Source organism: Streptomyces sp. GESEQ-35 (assembly GCF_017948485.1).
Lineage (GTDB): Bacteria > Actinomycetota > Actinomycetes > Streptomycetales > Streptomycetaceae > Streptomyces.
The window spans coordinates 117,316-132,589 of the sequence record NZ_JAFFSX010000003.1 but is presented as its reverse complement, the minus strand read 5'-3'; the positions used below and the strand labels follow the sequence as shown (position 1 = coordinate 132,589).

The window sequence follows — 15,274 nt, the reverse complement described above, 5'->3', positions numbered from 1 at the left end:
GGAGCTGACATGACCACCCCACCGGACGACCGCTCCTTCCGTCGCGAAATGGCCACCGCCTACCGCTCCGGCTGGCACTTCATCGACCTGGCCACCGCCATCCCCCACAGCGGTGACTCGCTGATGGTGACCGTGTTCGGTGAGCCGGTCGTCGTCACGAGGGACGACGACGAGGACCTGCGGGCGTACCGGTGCCTGCGGCGTCCTCGCGGGGCGCCGCAGCCGGTGAGGTGTGCCATCCGGTATGGAATGATTTTTGTGAACCTCGACCAGCGTGACCACCAGCTGGACGAGCCCGAGGCCCCGGCCGCCCCACAGGCCGTCCCAGCCACCCCCCGCAGTGCCTGACGCGATTCCCCCGTCGTAACAGATCGCTCAGGTGCTTCCCCCCGCAGCGGCGTCACCGTGACCTGAACACGGTGACGCCGCTGCAGTTTTACGGGATATTTCGGCATATCGGCGTCCCCGGTCCATGGTCGTCCATGGCCGGAAAACATCAGCCCCTCCCCATCGCAAGCGTCACCTCGATCTCGACGTCGAGTCCCCTTCGGGGCGCGTTCCCGCCAGAAGCTGAGATACGACGCGTCGGGATCGCCCGGATCCACGGAGTGTGTCGTCGCCATGAGGGGGAACTTAGCCGCCGTACCCTCCCGGACACCTACTTGAGTGGAATAGACTCAACTTTGTGTACGTTGGTCAAGTCAGTGTGGACGGCTGACGCCTAGGAGGAGAACGGATACGTGGACGCCGAGCTGACCAACCGGAGCCGGGACGCGATCAACGCGGCCAGTAACCGGGCTGTGCAAGAGGGACACCCCGATCTCACGCCGGCTCATCTGCTGCTCGCCCTGCTCGCGGGGCAGGAGAACGAGAACATCACCGACCTGCTCGCCGCGGTCGACGCGGACCAGGCCGCCGTACGCGCCGGCGCGGAGAAGATCATCTCCGGGCTGCCCAGCGTGACCGGGTCCACCGTCGCACCGCCGCAGCCCAGCCGTGAGCTGCTCGCGGTGATCGCCGACGCGCAGGCCAAGGCCAAGGAGCTCGGGGACGAGTTCCTCTCCACCGAGCACCTCCTCATCGGGATCGCCGCGAAGGGGGGCCAGACCGGCGACGTACTCTCCCAGCAGGGCGCCAGTGCGAAGAAGCTGCTGGAGGCGTTCCAGAAGAGCAGGGGAGGACGCCGGGTGACCACACCCGACCCCGAGGGCCAGTACAAGGCGCTCGAGAAGTTCGGCACCGATTTCACCGCCGCCGCCCGCGAGGGCAAGCTCGACCCGGTCATCGGGCGGGATCAGGAGATCCGGCGGGTCGTGCAGGTGCTGTCCCGCCGTACGAAGAACAATCCCGTCCTCATCGGCGAGCCCGGCGTCGGCAAGACCGCCGTGGTCGAGGGGCTGGCCCAGCGGATCGTGAAGGGCGATGTGCCCGAGTCGCTCAAGAACAAGCGGCTCGTCGCGCTGGATCTCGGCGCCATGGTCGCCGGTGCCAAATACCGCGGTGAGTTCGAGGAGCGGCTGAAGACCGTGCTCGCGGAGATCAAGGACTCCGACGGGCAGATCATCACCTTCATCGACGAGCTGCACACCGTGGTGGGGGCCGGTGCAGGCGGGGACTCCGCCATGGACGCCGGCAACATGCTCAAGCCCATGCTCGCCCGCGGTGAGCTGCGCATGGTCGGTGCCACGACCCTCGACGAGTACCGGGAGCGGATCGAGAAGGACCCGGCGCTGGAGCGGCGCTTCCAGCAGGTGCTGGTCGCCGAGCCGTCCGTCGAGGACACGATCGCGATCCTGCGCGGGCTGAAGGGGCGGTACGAGGCCCACCACAAGGTCGTCATCGCCGACAGCGCGCTGGTCGCGGCGGCCACCCTCTCCGACCGGTACATCACCTCCCGCTTCCTGCCCGACAAGGCCATCGACCTCGTCGACGAGGCGGCCTCACGGCTGCGTATGGAGATCGACTCCTCGCCCGTCGAGATCGACGAACTCCAGCGTGTCGTCGACCGGTTGAAGATGGAGGAGCTGGCGATCGGCAAGGAGACCGACCCGGCCTCCCGCGAACGCCTGGACAAGCTGCGCCGCGACCTCGCCGACAAGGAGGAGGAGCTGCGCGGCCTGACCGCCCGCTGGGAGAAGGAGAAGCAGTCCCTCAACCGGGTGGGTGAGCTGAAGGAGAAGCTCGACGAACTGCGCGGACAGGCGGAGCGGGCCCAGCGGGACGGTGACTTCGACTCCGCGTCCAAGCTGCTCTACGGCGAGATCCCGGGCGTGGAACGGGACTTGGAGGCCGCCTCCGAGGCCGAGCAGGAGGCCGGCCGGGACACCATGGTGAAGGAGGAGGTCGGCCCGGACGACATCGCCGACGTCGTCGGCTCCTGGACCGGCATCCCCGCGGGCCGCCTCCTGGAGGGCGAGACACAGAAACTCCTGCGCATGGAGGAGGAGTTGGGGCGTCGCCTGATCGGACAGGCCGAGGCCGTGCAGGCGGTGTCGGACGCCGTACGGCGCACCCGGGCCGGCATCGCCGACCCCGACCGCCCGACCGGCTCGTTCCTCTTCCTCGGCCCCACCGGTGTCGGCAAGACCGAACTCGCCAAGGCGCTCGCCGACTTCCTCTTCGACGACGAGCGGGCGATGGTCCGTATCGACATGTCGGAGTACGGCGAGAAGCACAGCGTCGCCCGCCTGGTCGGCGCCCCGCCCGGCTACGTCGGCTACGAGGAGGGCGGGCAGTTGACGGAGGCGGTGCGGCGCAGGCCGTACAGCGTCGTCCTGCTCGATGAGGTCGAGAAGGCACACCCCGAGGTCTTCGACATCCTGCTCCAGGTGCTGGACGACGGCCGTCTGACGGACGGTCAGGGGCGGACCGTCGACTTCCGCAACACCATCCTGGTTCTCACCTCGAATCTCGGCAGTCAGTTCCTGGTGGAGCCGCTGACGAGCGAGGAGGAGAAGAAGCAGCAGGTGCTTGAGGTGGTGAGGGCCTCCTTCAAGCCCGAGTTCCTCAACCGGCTCGACGACCTGGTCGTCTTCTCCGTGCTGAACAAGGAGGAGCTGGAGCGCATCGCCGGGCTCCAGATCGGCCGCCTCGCCAAGCGGCTCGCCGAACGACGGCTCACACTGGAAGTGACGCCCGAGGCGCTCGCCTGGCTGGCGGACGAGGGCAACGATCCGGCGTACGGTGCCCGGCCGCTGCGCCGACTGGTCCAGACCGCGATCGGCGACCGGCTCGCCAAGGAGATCCTGGCGGGCGAGGTCAAGGATGGCGACACGGTCCGGGTGGATGCCTTCGGGGAGGGTCTGATCGTCGGGCCGGCCACGGGGAAAACCCTGTGACCGGCGCCGGAAAACCCGGTGACGGGCTCGGTAAACACGCTCAGAGCTGAATTACGCCAATGAGAGGTGAACCGTCCGGGGCGGGGGTTGCCACCCCCCGCCCCGCATGGGGGAGGATGGCGGAATCCGTACGAAGGGAAATTCACGGTGACCATCGACCCGTCCTCGATTCCGAACTTCGGGGGCCAGCCCGAGCCGCAGCCCCAAGGACCGGCGGGCCCCGTCGTCCCGGATCAGGACCTCGTGAAGCAGCTCCTCGACCAGATGGAGCTCAAGCACCTCGTGGACGAGGAGGGTGACCTCGTCGCGCCGTGGGAGCAGTTCCGTACGTACTTCATGTTCCGCGGCGAGGGTGACCAGCAGGTCTTCTCGGTACGGACGTTCTACGACCGGCCCCACAAGATCGACGAGAAGCCGCTGCTGCTGGAGTCCATCGACGACTGGAACCGGCGCACCCTGTGGCCCAAGGTCTACAGCCACACCCACGACGACGGCACCGTCCGCCTGATCGGCGAGGCCCAGATGCTGATCGGCACGGGCGTGAGCCTGGAGCACTTCGTCTCGTCCACGGTCAGCTGGGTGCGGGCCGCGATCGAGTTCGACAAGTGGCTCGTGGAGCAGCTCGGCCTCGAGCAGGAGGTCAACGACGCGGAGACGCCGGAGGACGACGAGTAAGTCCCGGCCACAGCGGAGCCCGGCCAGGGCGTGGGCCAGTGCGGCCGCGCGCCAGGGCCGGGTTCTCGTCGTCCACAGCCTGTGGAAAACTCTGAAACCCTGCTGACCTCAGCCCTCCGCCAGGGCCTTCAGCCGCTTCACCGCCTCCTCCAGCACCCCCGTCTGCTTGCAGAACGCGAACCGGACGAAGGGCGCGCCCGCCTCCCGGTGGTCGTAGAAGACGGCGTTCGGGATGGCGACCACCCCGGCGCGCTCCGGCAGCGCGCGGCAGAAGGCGAAGCCGTCGCTCTCGCCGAGGGGGCGGATGTCGGTGGTGATGAAGTAGGTCCCGGCGGGCTTGAAGACCTCGAAGCCGCTCTCCGCAAGCCCGGCCGCCAGCAGGTCCCGCTTGGCCAGCATGTCCGCGCGGAAGGCGGAGAAGTAGGTGTCGGGGAGGGCCAGGGCCTCGGCCACCGCGTACTGGAACGGGCCGGACGCGACATACGTCAGGAACTGCTTCGCCGACCGCACCGCCGTGACCAGCTCCGGCGTCGAGGTGATCCAGCCGACCTTCCAGCCGGTGAAGGAGAAGGACTTCCCGGCCGAGCCGATGGTGACGGTCCGCTCGCGCATCCCCGGGAACGTGGCCAGCGGCAGATGCTCGGCGTCGTCGAAGACCAGGTGCTCGTACACCTCGTCCGTGACCACGAGCAGATCCCGCTCGACCGCCAGCTCGGCGATCGCGGTCAGCTCCTCGCGGGTGAGGACGGTGCCGGTCGGGTTGTGCGGGGTGTTGATGAGGAGGAGGCGCGTCCGGTCCGTCACGGCGTCGCGCAGCTCGTCGAGGTCGAGGCGGAAGCTGCCGTCGTGCGGGCGCAGAGTGACCGGCACGCGCGTGCCGCCCGCCATCGCCATGCAGGCCGCGTACGAGTCGTAGTACGGCTCGAAGGCGATCACCTCGTCACCGGGCTCCAGCAGGGCCAGCAGGGAGGCGGCGATCGCCTCGGTGGCACCCGCCGTCACCAGCACTTCACGGTCCGGGTCGTACGACAGCCCGTACCGCTGCTGCTGATGCGCCGCGACGGCGCCGCGCAGCTCGGGGATGCCCGGGCCCGGCGGGTACTGGTTGCCGCGGCCGTCGCGCAGGGCGCGCACCGCAGCCTCCCGGATCTCTTCGGGGCCGTCGGTGTCGGGGAAGCCCTGGCCGAGGTTGATCGAGCCGGTCTTCAGAGCCAGGGCGGACATCTCGGCGAAGATCGTCGTCCCGAACTCGGCGAGCCGGCGGTTGAGGAGCGGGCGTGCGCTGGAGGTCATGCCCGTCATCCTGCGCCCAAGCTCTGGACTTCCTCAACTCTGCTTTGACCGTCGGGGCGGCCGGGCATTCCCAGGTCACGCAACCAGCGAGGCGCCCACGGGGGGCCGCTTCGGGGGAAACGGAAGGAGGGTGACGCCATGACCTTCGGCATCATCCTGACGGTCTTCATCATTCTGTTCTTCGCAGCCCTGATCGCCAATGCGCGCAGGAGCGGCCAGTCTCGTCGCCGGCGTGCGGGGCGGTACAGCAGCAGCGGCTCCAGCGGCTCCAGCGGCGGCGCCGGCGGCAGCTGGTGGGCCGGCGGGGGAGACAGCGGCGGCGGCTCGTCGTGCGGCGGCGGCTCGTCCTGTGGCGGCGGGTCGTCGTGCGGGGGCGGCGGCGGGGGTGGCGGATGCGGTGGAGGAGGCAGCTGACACGGGGCAGCTGAGCTCCGAGTAGGGGGAACCGCATCCGGACCATGGGGTCCGTGCTCTGTGCCGGGCCCCAATGCGCGCCCGCCGGGAACAAATCCCGGCGGGCGCTCGTGCGCTCCGGCGCGCGCCGTACGAGCTCAGGCGCACGCCGTGGTTGAACAGTTGAGCTGTAGAGCCCACTGAGGGATGGAAACCCCACGAAGTTGGGTAAAAACGCTGTGGCGGCGCCTCAGTTCATGATTCCCTCTAAATCACCAAAGCGGCCCCTCGGACGTCCCGCGGACACCTGTTCCCGACCGGGCTGACCGGGCCGATCTCCCGGCGTGGGCCGGGGATGCGCTGGACCCACCCCTCCCTTTCTTTGCGTGCTAGCGGAGCCGACCCATGCTCACGACCCTGACAACCTCGTACACCGACACGCGCGCGGCCGACCTCGCCTGGGCCCTGGGGCGGGAGCCGCTTCCCGCACTGGCCACGCTCGACCTCGAACTTGCCGGGGGCAAGCTCCAGTTGAGACTGCTCGGCGCGTCCCACCAGGTGCTCCTGGAGGAGGAACAGGGCGTGTGTTCGGAGACGGTGGCGTGCATCGCCGGCAGCAGCACACCGCTGCCGCTCGGTGTCGCCAAGCGGGTGGGCGACTGGGAGTACGAGTTCGCGGCCCGTGTCGAGGTGCTCTCCCCGGGCTCCTTCGCCGGCCGCGCCCAGGAGTTGCTGGCCCTGGTCTCCGACCACCCCCACGGTCTCGCCGGAGTCTTCCCCGGCAGCCCGCACGCCTTCACCGCGCTGCTGGCCCAGCGGTACGAGGGGCAGGTGCACTGGCGGACCTGGCACGCGTATCCGCAGGACGGCCAGTTGGTGGCCACACGGACCCGGGTGGGGGTGCGGGTACCGGTGGGCCGACTGGGTCCGTCGGGGGAGCTTGAGGCCCAAACCAGCATCCGGCGACTGTAAACCGACTCCACACGTGTGGGTGACGAAGCGTGCCCGCGGTGTGACGTACCGTCGCAAGGTGATCGAACCGCACGCGCCCGCCCCACCCGGCACACCGCCGCCCTGGGGCGGCCCCGCGCGGCTGCCCGTCCGGCCCGGCGTCGGCCGGTTCCTGGTCCTGGCGGGGGTGTTCGTCTGCGCTGCCTGCGGACTCGTGTACGAACTCGAACTCGTCGCCCTCGCCTCGTACTTGATCGGCGACTCGGTCACCCAGGCGTCCGTCGTGCTGTCCGTGATGGTGTTCGCGATGGGCATCGGCTCCCTCGCCGCGAAACGGCTGCGCAGCCTCGCCGCGGCCGGCTTCGGCGCGATCGAGGCGACGCTCGCGCTGGTCGGCGGCTCCAGCGCGATGGCCCTGTACGCCGTCTTCGCCTGGACCGGCGACTGGGGCGGGCTGTGGGTGCACGGCCCGCGGCTCCTGCTCGTCGGTTTCTCCCTCGCCATCGGTCTGCTGATCGGCGCCGAAGTGCCGCTGCTGATGGAGCTGATCCAGCGCATCCGGCGCCAGGACCCGGGCGGTGCGGTGGCCGACCTGTTCGCGGCCGACTATGTGGGCGCGTTGGTCGGCGGCCTGGCCTTTCCCTTCGTACTGCTCCCCCTGCTGGGCCAGTTGACGGGCGCGCTGCTCACGGGCGCGGTCAACGCGGTGGTGGGTGGCGCGCTGGTGCTGGGCCTGTTCCGCAGCGATCTCACCCTGCGCGGCCGGTGGTTGCTGGTGCTGGCCAACCTCACCGTGCTCGGCGCCCTCGCGACCGCCGCCGTCCACGTCGACGACTTCGAGCGGGCGGCTCGGCACGCGGTGTACGGCAGGGACGTACGCGTGGCCGTGCAGACCGACATCCAGGAGGTCGTCCTCACCGGCGGCACCGACGGCCGGCCCCTCGACCTCTACCTCGACGGCCGGCTCCGGGTCGGCGGCCACGACGAGCGCCGCTACCACGAGGCGCTGGTCCACCCCGCGATGAACGGCCCGCACGCGCGCGTGGTGATTCTCGGCGGCGGGGACGGGCTGGCCGCCCGCGAGGTCCTGCGCTACCCGGACGTCCACCGCGTCGACGTCGTCGAACTCGACGCCGGGGTGGTCAGCCTGGCCCGCACCGACCCCGCACTCTCCGCGCTGAACGGCCACGCCTACGACGACCCCCGCGTCCATGTGACCACGGCGGACGCCTTCGCCTGGCTGCGGTCGGCGCCCAGATCGGCGTACGACGTGGTGATCTCCGATCTGCCGGACCCCGGGATCACGGCCAGCACCAAGCTGTACTCACAGGAGTTCTACGGCCTGGCCGGGCGGGTGCTGGCGCCGGGCGGCCGTCTCGTCGTGCACGCCGGCCCGGTGTCCTCGCGCCCGAAGACGTTCTGGACGGTCGACACGACGATGCGCGCCGCCTCCTTGCGGACGTCCCCCTACTGCGTCGCCGGCCGCGACGCGGGCTTCCTCGCCGGGCCCGACCGCTCGACCGGCGGCCCGACCCGTACCCCGCACGACTGGGGTTTCGTCCTGGCGACGACCGGGAGGAAACCGCCGCTGAGCCTTGCCGCCTCGCCGACGCTCCGGATGCTGACCCAGGGGGAGTTGGAGACGGGGGCGAGGGCGCTGGAGGGGATGCGGGTGCGGGGGCTGGAGACTTCGACGCTGGTGCATCCGCGGTATTGAGAGGGGTTCCTTTCTCGGCGCAGGTCCGCATGTCCAGCCCGTCCGGCGTTTGAGGACGAGGCCGTTCAGGCCGAAGCGGGGGTCTGGGGGCGGCAGCCCCCAGTCGACGCCCTCACAAAGGCACGGCAACTTGCAGCCAACGGGAGCGTACGGCCGGCTCAAACGGGTACGCTCGGCCGACATGGAGCATGAGGTGTTCGTTCCGGTTCCGGCCGAGCGGCTCAGGGAGGCGCTGGCCGACCCCGCACGGGTTGCCCGGGCGGTCCCCGGGTTCCAGCAGGACGCGGGCGCCGAGCCCGTCACCGGCAGACTGAAGGTGCGCATCGGCGGCCACACCATCACCTACCGCGGTTCCGCCCGGCTCTCCGGCCAGGACGACGGGTCGTACGCCGTCGAGGGCGACGCGACCGAGGCCCGCGGCACCGGCTCGGTCAAGCTCTCCCTCACCGTCCGCCTCCGGGACACGGACGGCGGCACGACGTTCACGTTCGACGGGACCGCCACCGCCGACGGACGTGTCACGGAACTCCCGGCGGAGACGGTCGCCTCGGCTGTGACCCGTCTGCTGAACCGTTTCGCGGAGAACCTGGGCGCCGAGGCGGGGGAGGAGCCGAGCGGTGCGGAGTCGGAGTCCGAGTCCGAGGACGCCGTCGCCGAGACGCCGGAGGCCTCCGAGTTCGACACGGAGGTGCCCCCGCCGACGCCGCCGCCCGCCGACGCCGTGGAGCCCCCCGCCGCCGAAGCCGCCCACGCTCGGCGCACGATGATCGGCCGCAGCGCGGAGGAGGTCGACCATGCGCCGCCGCGCGGCCGGTACGCCCCCGTTCCCGCGCCCCAGACGGTCGCCTCCCACTCCACGCTCCGCTGGGCGGCGCCGGCGGCGGCGCTCGTCCTGGCATCGGCGATCGTGGTCGGCCGGGTCCTGCGGAAGCGGCGCTAGAGCAGTTTTTCGCCCCCGCCGCCCCTACCCGTCCCGTCCCTGGGGGCGGCCGCCCCCAGCCCCCCGCTGTCGGCCCGAAGGGCCTCGTCCTCAAACGCCGGACGGGCTGAATCATGCTGGGTGGGGCACTGTGAAACGCCGCTGACATCACCCACCTAGGGGCGCGGGGAACTGCGCGACCAGCCCCCACGGTCCGCACTTTGACGACGCACCGCCCCCAGTAGGGTCATCCCGTGAGCAACGAAGACATCAAGCTGACCGCGGGCGACGCGGAGGTCACCGTACGGCCGGGCAACGGCGGCCGCATCGCCGGCCTCCAGATCGCCGGCACCGAACTCCTCCGCCAGGGCGACCGCTTCGGCTGCTTCCCGATGGTGCCCTGGTGCGGGCGGATCCGGGACGGACGGTTCCGGGACGGGGCCGTCGTCCAGCAGATGCCGCTCAACTCCCCGCCGCACGCCATCCACGGCACCGTCCGCGAGGGCGCCTGGCGCACGGCCCGCGTCACCACCGACGAGGCCGTCATCACGTACGACCTCGTGGACCCATGGCCCTACCCCGGCCGCGTCACCCAGGCCGTGAGCCTCACCGAGGACGCCCTCACGCTGACCATGGCGGTGGAGACGTACGACTCCTCCTTCCCGGCGCAGATCGGCTGGCACCCGTGGTTCAACCGGAACCTGGGAGCGGAGGACGTGCTCCTCGACTTCGCCCCCGCCTGGCAGGAGGAGCGCGGCGACGACCACCTGCCCACCGGGAAGCGGATCGACCCCGCGCCCGGCCCCTGGGACGACTGCTTCGGCATGCCCGGCGGTGTCGGCGTCACCCTCACCTGGCCGGGACAGCTGGAGCTGACCGTCAGCAGCCGTGAGGAGTGGGTCGTCGTGTACGACGAGCAGGAGGCGGCCGTGTGCGTCGAGCCGCAGACCGGGCCGCCGAACGGGCTCAACACCCTGCCCCGCCTGGTCACCCCGCTGGAGCCGCTGGAGGCCTCGACCACCTGGGCCTGGCGGCGTCTGGGAGCTGTCTAAGCTGACAGGCATGACGACGGACGTACGCGGCGCGCTGCTGCAGCAGATCAAGGACAAGGCCGTGGTGCACGGCAAGGTGACCCTCTCCTCGGGTCTGGAGGCCGACTACTACGTCGACCTGCGCCGGATCACCCTCGACGGGGAGGCCGCTCCGCTGGTCGGGCAGGTGCTGCTGGACCTGACGGACGATCTGGACTTCGACGCGGTCGGCGGCCTCACCATGGGCGCCGACCCGGTGGCCGCCGCCATGCTGCACGCCGCCGCCGCGAAGGGGCAGAAGCTGGACGCCTTCGTCGTCCGCAAGGCCGCCAAGGCGCACGGCCTACAGCGCCGCGTCGAGGGCCCGGACATCGCCGGCCGCCGTGTCCTCGTCGTCGAGGACACCTCCACCACCGGCGACTCCCCGCTCACCGCCGTCGAGGCCGTGCGGGAGGCCGGTGCCGAGGTCGTCGCCGTCGCCACCATCGTCGACCGGGCCACCGGCGCCGCCGAGAAGATCCAGGAGGGCGCGGGGGTGCCGTACCTCTTCGCGTACTCCAAGGACGAGCTGGGACTGGACTGACGGGGCGTCCCGATCATCCGGTCCTGTCTGGAAAGATGGGCGAGACGATGACGTCACCCCCTAGGTCAGGGCCGTAAGCAAGCAGAACGCCACCCGCATAATCAAGGAGCGGACAGATGCCCATCGCAACCCCCGAGGTCTACAACGAAATGCTTGACCGGGCCAAGGCGGGCAAGTTCGCCTACCCGGCCATCAACGTGACCTCGTCCCAGACCCTGCACGCGGCCCTGCGCGGTTTCGCGGAGGCGGAGAGCGACGGCATCATCCAGATCTCGACGGGTGGCGCCGAGTTCCTGGGCGGCCAGCACAACAAGGACATGGTGACCGGTGCGGTGGCCCTGGCCGAGTTCGCGCACATCGTCGCCAAGAAGTACGACATCACCGTCGCCCTGCACACGGACCACTGCCCGAAGGACAAGCTCGACGGGTATGTGCGGCCGCTGATCGCCGTTTCCGAGGAGCGCGTCGCGCGCGGTGAGAACCCGCTGTTCCAGTCCCACATGTGGGACGGCTCCGCCGAGACCCTGAACGACAACCTGGCCATCGCCCAGGAACTCCTCGCGCGCGCCCGCGCCGCAAAGATCATCCTTGAGGTGGAGATCACCCCGACCGGCGGTGAGGAGGACGGCGTCTCGCACGAGATCAACGACTCCCTCTACACCACCGTCGACGACGCCCTGCGTACGGCCGAGGCGCTCGGCCTCGGTGACAAGGGCCGCTACCTGCTCGCCGCCTCCTTCGGCAACGTCCACGGTGTGTACAAGCCGGGCAACGTCGTGCTCCGCCCCGAGCTGCTGAAGGACCTGCACGACGGCGTGGCCGCGAAGTACGGGCAGCCGGCCGGCTCCCAGCCCTTCGACTTCGTCTTCCACGGCGGCTCCGGCTCCACCGCGGAGGAGATCGCGACCGCGCTGGAGAACGGCGTCGTCAAGATGAACATCGACACGGACACGCAGTACGCCTTCACGCGTCCCGTCGCCGACCACATGCTCAAGAACTACGACGGCGTCCTCAAGGTCGACGGCGAGGTCGGCTCCAAGAAGACCTACGACCCGCGCACCTGGGGCAAGCTGGCCGAGGCGAGCATGTCGCAGCGCGTTCTCGAGGCCTGCGGCCACCTGCGCTCCACCGGCACGAAGATCAAGTAGCCGTAGTCGCACGTTTGCAGCGAGCCCGGTGCTACGGCGCCGGGCTCGTTGTATACCTGTGGGCATGCCCGACGTCCGGATCGCCTCCCCGCAGGGCAAGTGGATCCTGCTCACCACCGTCCTCGGCTCCAGCATGGCCCTGCTGGACTCGACCGTCGTCAATGTCGCCCTCCCCCGTATCGGCGAGGACCTCGACGCGAACCTGTCCGCCCTCCAGTGGACCGTCAACGCGTACATGCTCACGCTCGCCGGTCTGATCCTCCTCGGCGGCTCCTTGGGGGATCAGTACGGCCGCCGCAAGATCTTCGTCATCGGCGTCATCTGGTTCGCCGTGGCCTCGCTGCTGTGCGGGCTCGCCCCGAACGCCGGCGTGCTCATCGCCGCGCGGGCCCTCCAGGGCGTCGGCGGCGCGCTTCTCACGCCCGGCTCGCTCGCCCTGATCCAGGCCTCCTTCCATCCCGACGACCGGGGCCGGGCGGTGGGCCTGTGGTCCGGCTTCGGCGGTATCGGCGCGGCCGTCGGCCCGTTCCTCGGCGGCTGGCTGGTGGACGGTCCCGGCTGGCGCTGGGTCTTCCTGCTCAACGTCCCGCTGGCGCTGCTGTGCGTCCCCATCGCCCTGCGCCATGTCCCCGAGTCCGGGGACGGCCGCAAGCACGGCCACTTCGACGTCCTCGGCGCGGTCCTCGGGGCGCTGTCCCTCGCGCTGGTGACGTACGCGCTGATCGAGGCCCGCGGAGGGTCCCTGGTCGTCACCGTCACCGCGATCGCCGGGGTCGCCGCCGGAGTCGCCTTCGTGTACGTCGAGAAACGGCGGCCGGACCCGATGATGCCGCTCGGGATCTTCGCGGTCCGCCAGTTCACCGCGGTCAACCTGGTCACCATGTGCGTGTACGCGGCGATCGGCGGCTTCTTCTTCCTGGCCGTGATCCAGCTCCAGGTGGTCGTCGGTTACTCGGCGCTCGCCGCCGGTACGGCCCTGCTGCCGTCGACCGTCCTGATGCTGCTGTTCTCCGCCCGTTCCGGCGAACTGGGCGAACGCATCGGCCCCCGCATCCCGCTCACCGTCGGCCCCCTGGTGTGCGCCGCCGGCCTGCTGCTGATGCTGCGCGTCGGCCCGGACGCCTCGTACGTCGCCGACATCCTGCCCGCCGTGCTCGTCTTCGGCGTCGGCCTGGTCACCCTGGTCGCGCCCCTGACGGCCACCGTCCTCGGCTCTGTGGACACCTCGCGGGCGGGCCTGGCCAGCGGCATCAACAACGCGGCGGCGCGGGCGGCCGGCCTGATCGCGGTGGCGGCGCTGCCGCTGCTCGCCGGGATGGGCGAGGACGCCTACCGCTCGCCGGACGCCTTCGACGACGCCTTCGGCCGGGCGATGGTCTGGTGCGCGGGCGTCCTGGTGGCGGGCTCCGTCCTGTCCTTCGCGACCGTACGAAGCCTGCCACCCGACTGCCGCCGCCCCGAATGCCGCACCTTCGGCTCGATCACCGCCCCGCCACTGGAGGGGGAGCGCGCAAAGGGCCGTATCGAATAGGGCCCAGCACATTCACAGGCCGGGCGGCCCGCGCCCCAAAGGGGCGCGGGGAACTGCGCGACCAGCCACGACGGACCCGTAGCCGATCGACGGCCCTTCGTGGCACAACCCGCGGAGCGCTTGGCGCTACCGCTTGAGCGCGGTATACGCCTCAGCGCTGCTGTCCTGAAGGAACTGCCAGCATCGCTCCGTCTCGTCCTTCTCATTGATCTCGCCGGCGGCACGGCCCAGCGCCGCGAGGCAGCGCAGGAAGCCGCGATTGGCGCGGTGGTCCCAGGGGATGGGGCCGTGCCCCTTCCAGCCGGCCCTGCGCAGGGAGTCGAGTCCGCGGTGGTAGCCGGTACGGGCGTAGGCGTACGACTCGATCACGCGACCAGCCTCGAAGGCGTCGTCCGCGAGCATCGCCCAGGCGAGCGAGAACGTGGGGTGCTGCGCCGCGACCTCGGCCGGCGCCTTGGAGTCCTCGCCCAGCAGGCGGTACGCCTCTTCGTTCTCCGGCAGGTACGTCGGCTCCGGGCCGCCGAGCAGGTTCTTGTGAGTCGTCATGCATGCAGTCTCCCACTTACGGCCGGGCCTCCGGGGCAGTGCGGGCGGGCCTTCGCCGCAGCCCCGCCGCCTCTTCCGTAACACAGCACGCAGCCTTCATCCTGACTCCCAAGGGGAGGGGATCACGTGCTGAACGACGGACGAATGACGCGCCGCCAAAGCCTGCGGACCGTGGCGGCGGTCGCCATGGCCGCACCGCTGCTGACCGTGGCGGGCTCCACCCGGCAGCCCGCCACGACGGAGTCCACCCGGCCCGCCACCGCCGGGGCCAACCGGCCCGGCACGGTCGCCGGGCCTCCGCCCGCGCTGAACGTCATGACGTACAACGTGCGCTTCGCGAGCACCACCGGCAGCCACCGCTGGCCCGTGCGCCGCCCGGCGATGCGGGAACTGCTGCGCCGGGAACGGCCGCATGTCATCGGCACCCAGGAGGGCCTCTACCAGCAGCTGCGGAGGATCGAGCAGGACATCGGCCCGCACTACGACTGGCTCGGCACGGGGAGCGGGGGCGGCCGCGAGGACGAGTTCATGGCGATCTTCTACGACACCGGACGGCTGAAGCCGACCGAGTTCGACAACTTCTGGCTCTCCGACACGCCCTATGAGATCGCCTCCAACACCTGGGGCGCGCGCTTCCCGCGCATGGCGACATGGGCCCGTTTCAGCGATCTGGGCGACGGCGGCCGGGAGTTCTACGTCCTCAACACCCATCTGGACCATGTGAGCCAGTACGCGCGCGAACGCTCCGCGGAGCTGATCGCCCAGACGCTCGCCCGGTTCGACCGCTCCTTACCCGTCCTGGTGCTCGGCGACTTCAACGCCGTGGCCCACGACAATCCGGTCTACGACACCTTGCTGGCCGCCGGGCTCGTGGACACCTGGGACACCGCGGCCGAGCGCGGCCCGCAGTACGCGACGTTCAACAACTTCCGGCCGCTTCAGCCCGACGGCTGGCGCATCGACTGGATCCTGGCCACCCCCGGGGTGACAACGCACTCGGCGGCGATCAACACCTTCTCCAGGGACGGCCGGTTCCCGAGCGACCATCTGCCGGTGCAGGCCTCGCTGGCCCTGAGACGATCCGCCCGCTCCACGAAACCGTAGTGGCGCGTGTTGCCAGGACCGGGACTAGCCTGATCCCCGGGGACC

At 70.6% G+C, this 15,274-nt stretch carries 14 protein-coding genes; 12 read left to right on the top strand and 2 right to left on the bottom strand.

From position 1 onward, the window contains the following. The first annotated feature begins 9 nt into the window (after window positions 1–9). The 3 genes from KCH87_RS07600 (at window position 10) to KCH87_RS07590 (ending at window position 4,013) form a co-directional block, all read left to right on the top strand. Window positions 10–348 (top strand): hypothetical protein, encoded by a 339-nt coding sequence (locus tag KCH87_RS07600; RefSeq protein ID WP_210585133.1) that lies wholly within the window; start codon window positions 10–12, stop codon window positions 346–348. A 392-nt stretch (window positions 349–740) separates the two neighbouring features. Continuing rightward, entirely contained in the window at window positions 741–3,338 is a 2,598-nt protein-coding gene (gene clpB / locus KCH87_RS07595; protein WP_210585132.1) for an ATP-dependent chaperone ClpB, read from the top strand. 147 nt (window positions 3,339–3,485) lie between these two features. Further along, window positions 3,486–4,013 (top strand): YbjN domain-containing protein, encoded by a 528-nt coding sequence (locus KCH87_RS07590; RefSeq protein ID WP_210585131.1) that lies wholly within the window; start codon window positions 3,486–3,488, stop codon window positions 4,011–4,013. A gap of 108 nt (window positions 4,014–4,121) precedes the next feature. On the opposite strand, the gene KCH87_RS07585 is transcribed toward KCH87_RS07590, so the two are convergent. Next, complete coding sequence (locus KCH87_RS07585; RefSeq protein ID WP_210585130.1) at window positions 4,122–5,315, bottom strand: pyridoxal phosphate-dependent aminotransferase; 1,194 nt, start codon at window positions 5,313–5,315, stop codon at window positions 4,122–4,124. Between the two features lie 129 nt (window positions 5,316–5,444). Between KCH87_RS07585 and KCH87_RS07580 the strand changes: the two genes are divergently transcribed. From KCH87_RS07580 to KCH87_RS07545, 8 genes are all read left to right on the top strand, one after another. Continuing rightward, entirely contained in the window at window positions 5,445–5,720 is a 276-nt protein-coding gene (locus tag KCH87_RS07580) for a hypothetical protein (RefSeq protein ID WP_210585129.1), read from the top strand. Window positions 5,721–6,104: 384 nt separating this feature from the next. After that, window positions 6,105–6,671 carry a DUF2617 family protein gene (locus KCH87_RS07575; protein WP_210585128.1) on the top strand — a complete coding sequence of 189 codons (567 nt, stop codon included), beginning with the start codon at window positions 6,105–6,107 and terminating at the stop codon, window positions 6,669–6,671. A 58-nt stretch (window positions 6,672–6,729) separates the two neighbouring features. After that, a complete protein-coding gene (locus KCH87_RS07570; RefSeq protein ID WP_210585127.1) occupies window positions 6,730–8,367 on the top strand; it encodes a polyamine aminopropyltransferase in 1,638 nt (545 codons plus the stop codon). A gap of 181 nt (window positions 8,368–8,548) precedes the next feature. Further along, window positions 8,549–9,307, top strand: coding sequence for an SRPBCC domain-containing protein (locus tag KCH87_RS07565; protein WP_210585126.1), 759 nt, complete (start codon window positions 8,549–8,551; stop codon window positions 9,305–9,307). Window positions 9,308–9,540: 233 nt separating this feature from the next. Continuing rightward, window positions 9,541–10,338, top strand: a complete 798-nt coding sequence (locus tag KCH87_RS07560; protein WP_210585125.1) for an aldose 1-epimerase — start codon at window positions 9,541–9,543, stop codon at window positions 10,336–10,338. Window positions 10,339–10,348: 10 nt separating this feature from the next. Then, window positions 10,349–10,900, top strand: coding sequence for an orotate phosphoribosyltransferase (gene pyrE / locus KCH87_RS07555; RefSeq protein WP_210585124.1), 552 nt, complete (start codon window positions 10,349–10,351; stop codon window positions 10,898–10,900). A gap of 116 nt (window positions 10,901–11,016) precedes the next feature. Further along, a complete protein-coding gene (gene fbaA / locus KCH87_RS07550; RefSeq protein ID WP_210585123.1) occupies window positions 11,017–12,048 on the top strand; it encodes a class II fructose-bisphosphate aldolase in 1,032 nt (343 codons plus the stop codon). Window positions 12,049–12,112: 64 nt separating this feature from the next. Next, the gene (locus KCH87_RS07545; RefSeq protein ID WP_210585122.1) at window positions 12,113–13,579 is read left to right on the top strand and encodes an MFS transporter; all 1,467 of its coding nucleotides are present in this window, start codon (window positions 12,113–12,115) and stop codon (window positions 13,577–13,579) included. Window positions 13,580–13,705: 126 nt separating this feature from the next. Here the strand turns inward: KCH87_RS07545 and KCH87_RS07540 are convergent, their stop codons facing one another. Beyond that, a complete protein-coding gene (locus KCH87_RS07540) occupies window positions 13,706–14,125 on the bottom strand; it encodes a DUF3151 domain-containing protein (RefSeq protein ID WP_210585121.1) in 420 nt (139 codons plus the stop codon). Window positions 14,126–14,269: 144 nt separating this feature from the next. Between KCH87_RS07540 and KCH87_RS07535 the strand changes: the two genes are divergently transcribed. Next, window positions 14,270–15,229, top strand: coding sequence for an endonuclease/exonuclease/phosphatase family protein (locus KCH87_RS07535; protein WP_210585120.1), 960 nt, complete (start codon window positions 14,270–14,272; stop codon window positions 15,227–15,229). Window positions 15,230–15,274: the final 45 nt, after the last annotated feature.

What these genes read in the sequence shown, in the direction of transcription:
- KCH87_RS07580 (WP_210585129.1), top strand. Translation starts at nt 5,445, where the DNA reads ATGACCTTCGGCATCATCCTGACGGTCTTCATCATTCTGTTCTTCGCA.
- KCH87_RS07600 (WP_210585133.1), top strand. Translation starts at nt 10, where the DNA reads ATGACCACCCCACCGGACGACCGCTCCTTCCGTCGCGAAATGGCCACC.
- KCH87_RS07540 (WP_210585121.1), bottom strand. Translation starts at nt 14,125, where the DNA reads ATGACGACTCACAAGAACCTGCTCGGCGGCCCGGAGCCGACGTACCTG.
- KCH87_RS07585 (WP_210585130.1), bottom strand. Translation starts at nt 5,315, where the DNA reads ATGACGGGCATGACCTCCAGCGCACGCCCGCTCCTCAACCGCCGGCTC.
- KCH87_RS07535 (WP_210585120.1), top strand. Translation starts at nt 14,270, where the DNA reads ATGACGCGCCGCCAAAGCCTGCGGACCGTGGCGGCGGTCGCCATGGCC.
- KCH87_RS07545 (WP_210585122.1), top strand. Translation starts at nt 12,113, where the DNA reads ATGCCCGACGTCCGGATCGCCTCCCCGCAGGGCAAGTGGATCCTGCTC.
- KCH87_RS07575 (WP_210585128.1), top strand. Translation starts at nt 6,105, where the DNA reads ATGCTCACGACCCTGACAACCTCGTACACCGACACGCGCGCGGCCGAC.
- fbaA (WP_210585123.1), top strand. Translation starts at nt 11,017, where the DNA reads ATGCCCATCGCAACCCCCGAGGTCTACAACGAAATGCTTGACCGGGCC.
- pyrE (WP_210585124.1), top strand. Translation starts at nt 10,349, where the DNA reads ATGACGACGGACGTACGCGGCGCGCTGCTGCAGCAGATCAAGGACAAG.
- KCH87_RS07565 (WP_210585126.1), top strand. Translation starts at nt 8,549, where the DNA reads ATGGAGCATGAGGTGTTCGTTCCGGTTCCGGCCGAGCGGCTCAGGGAG.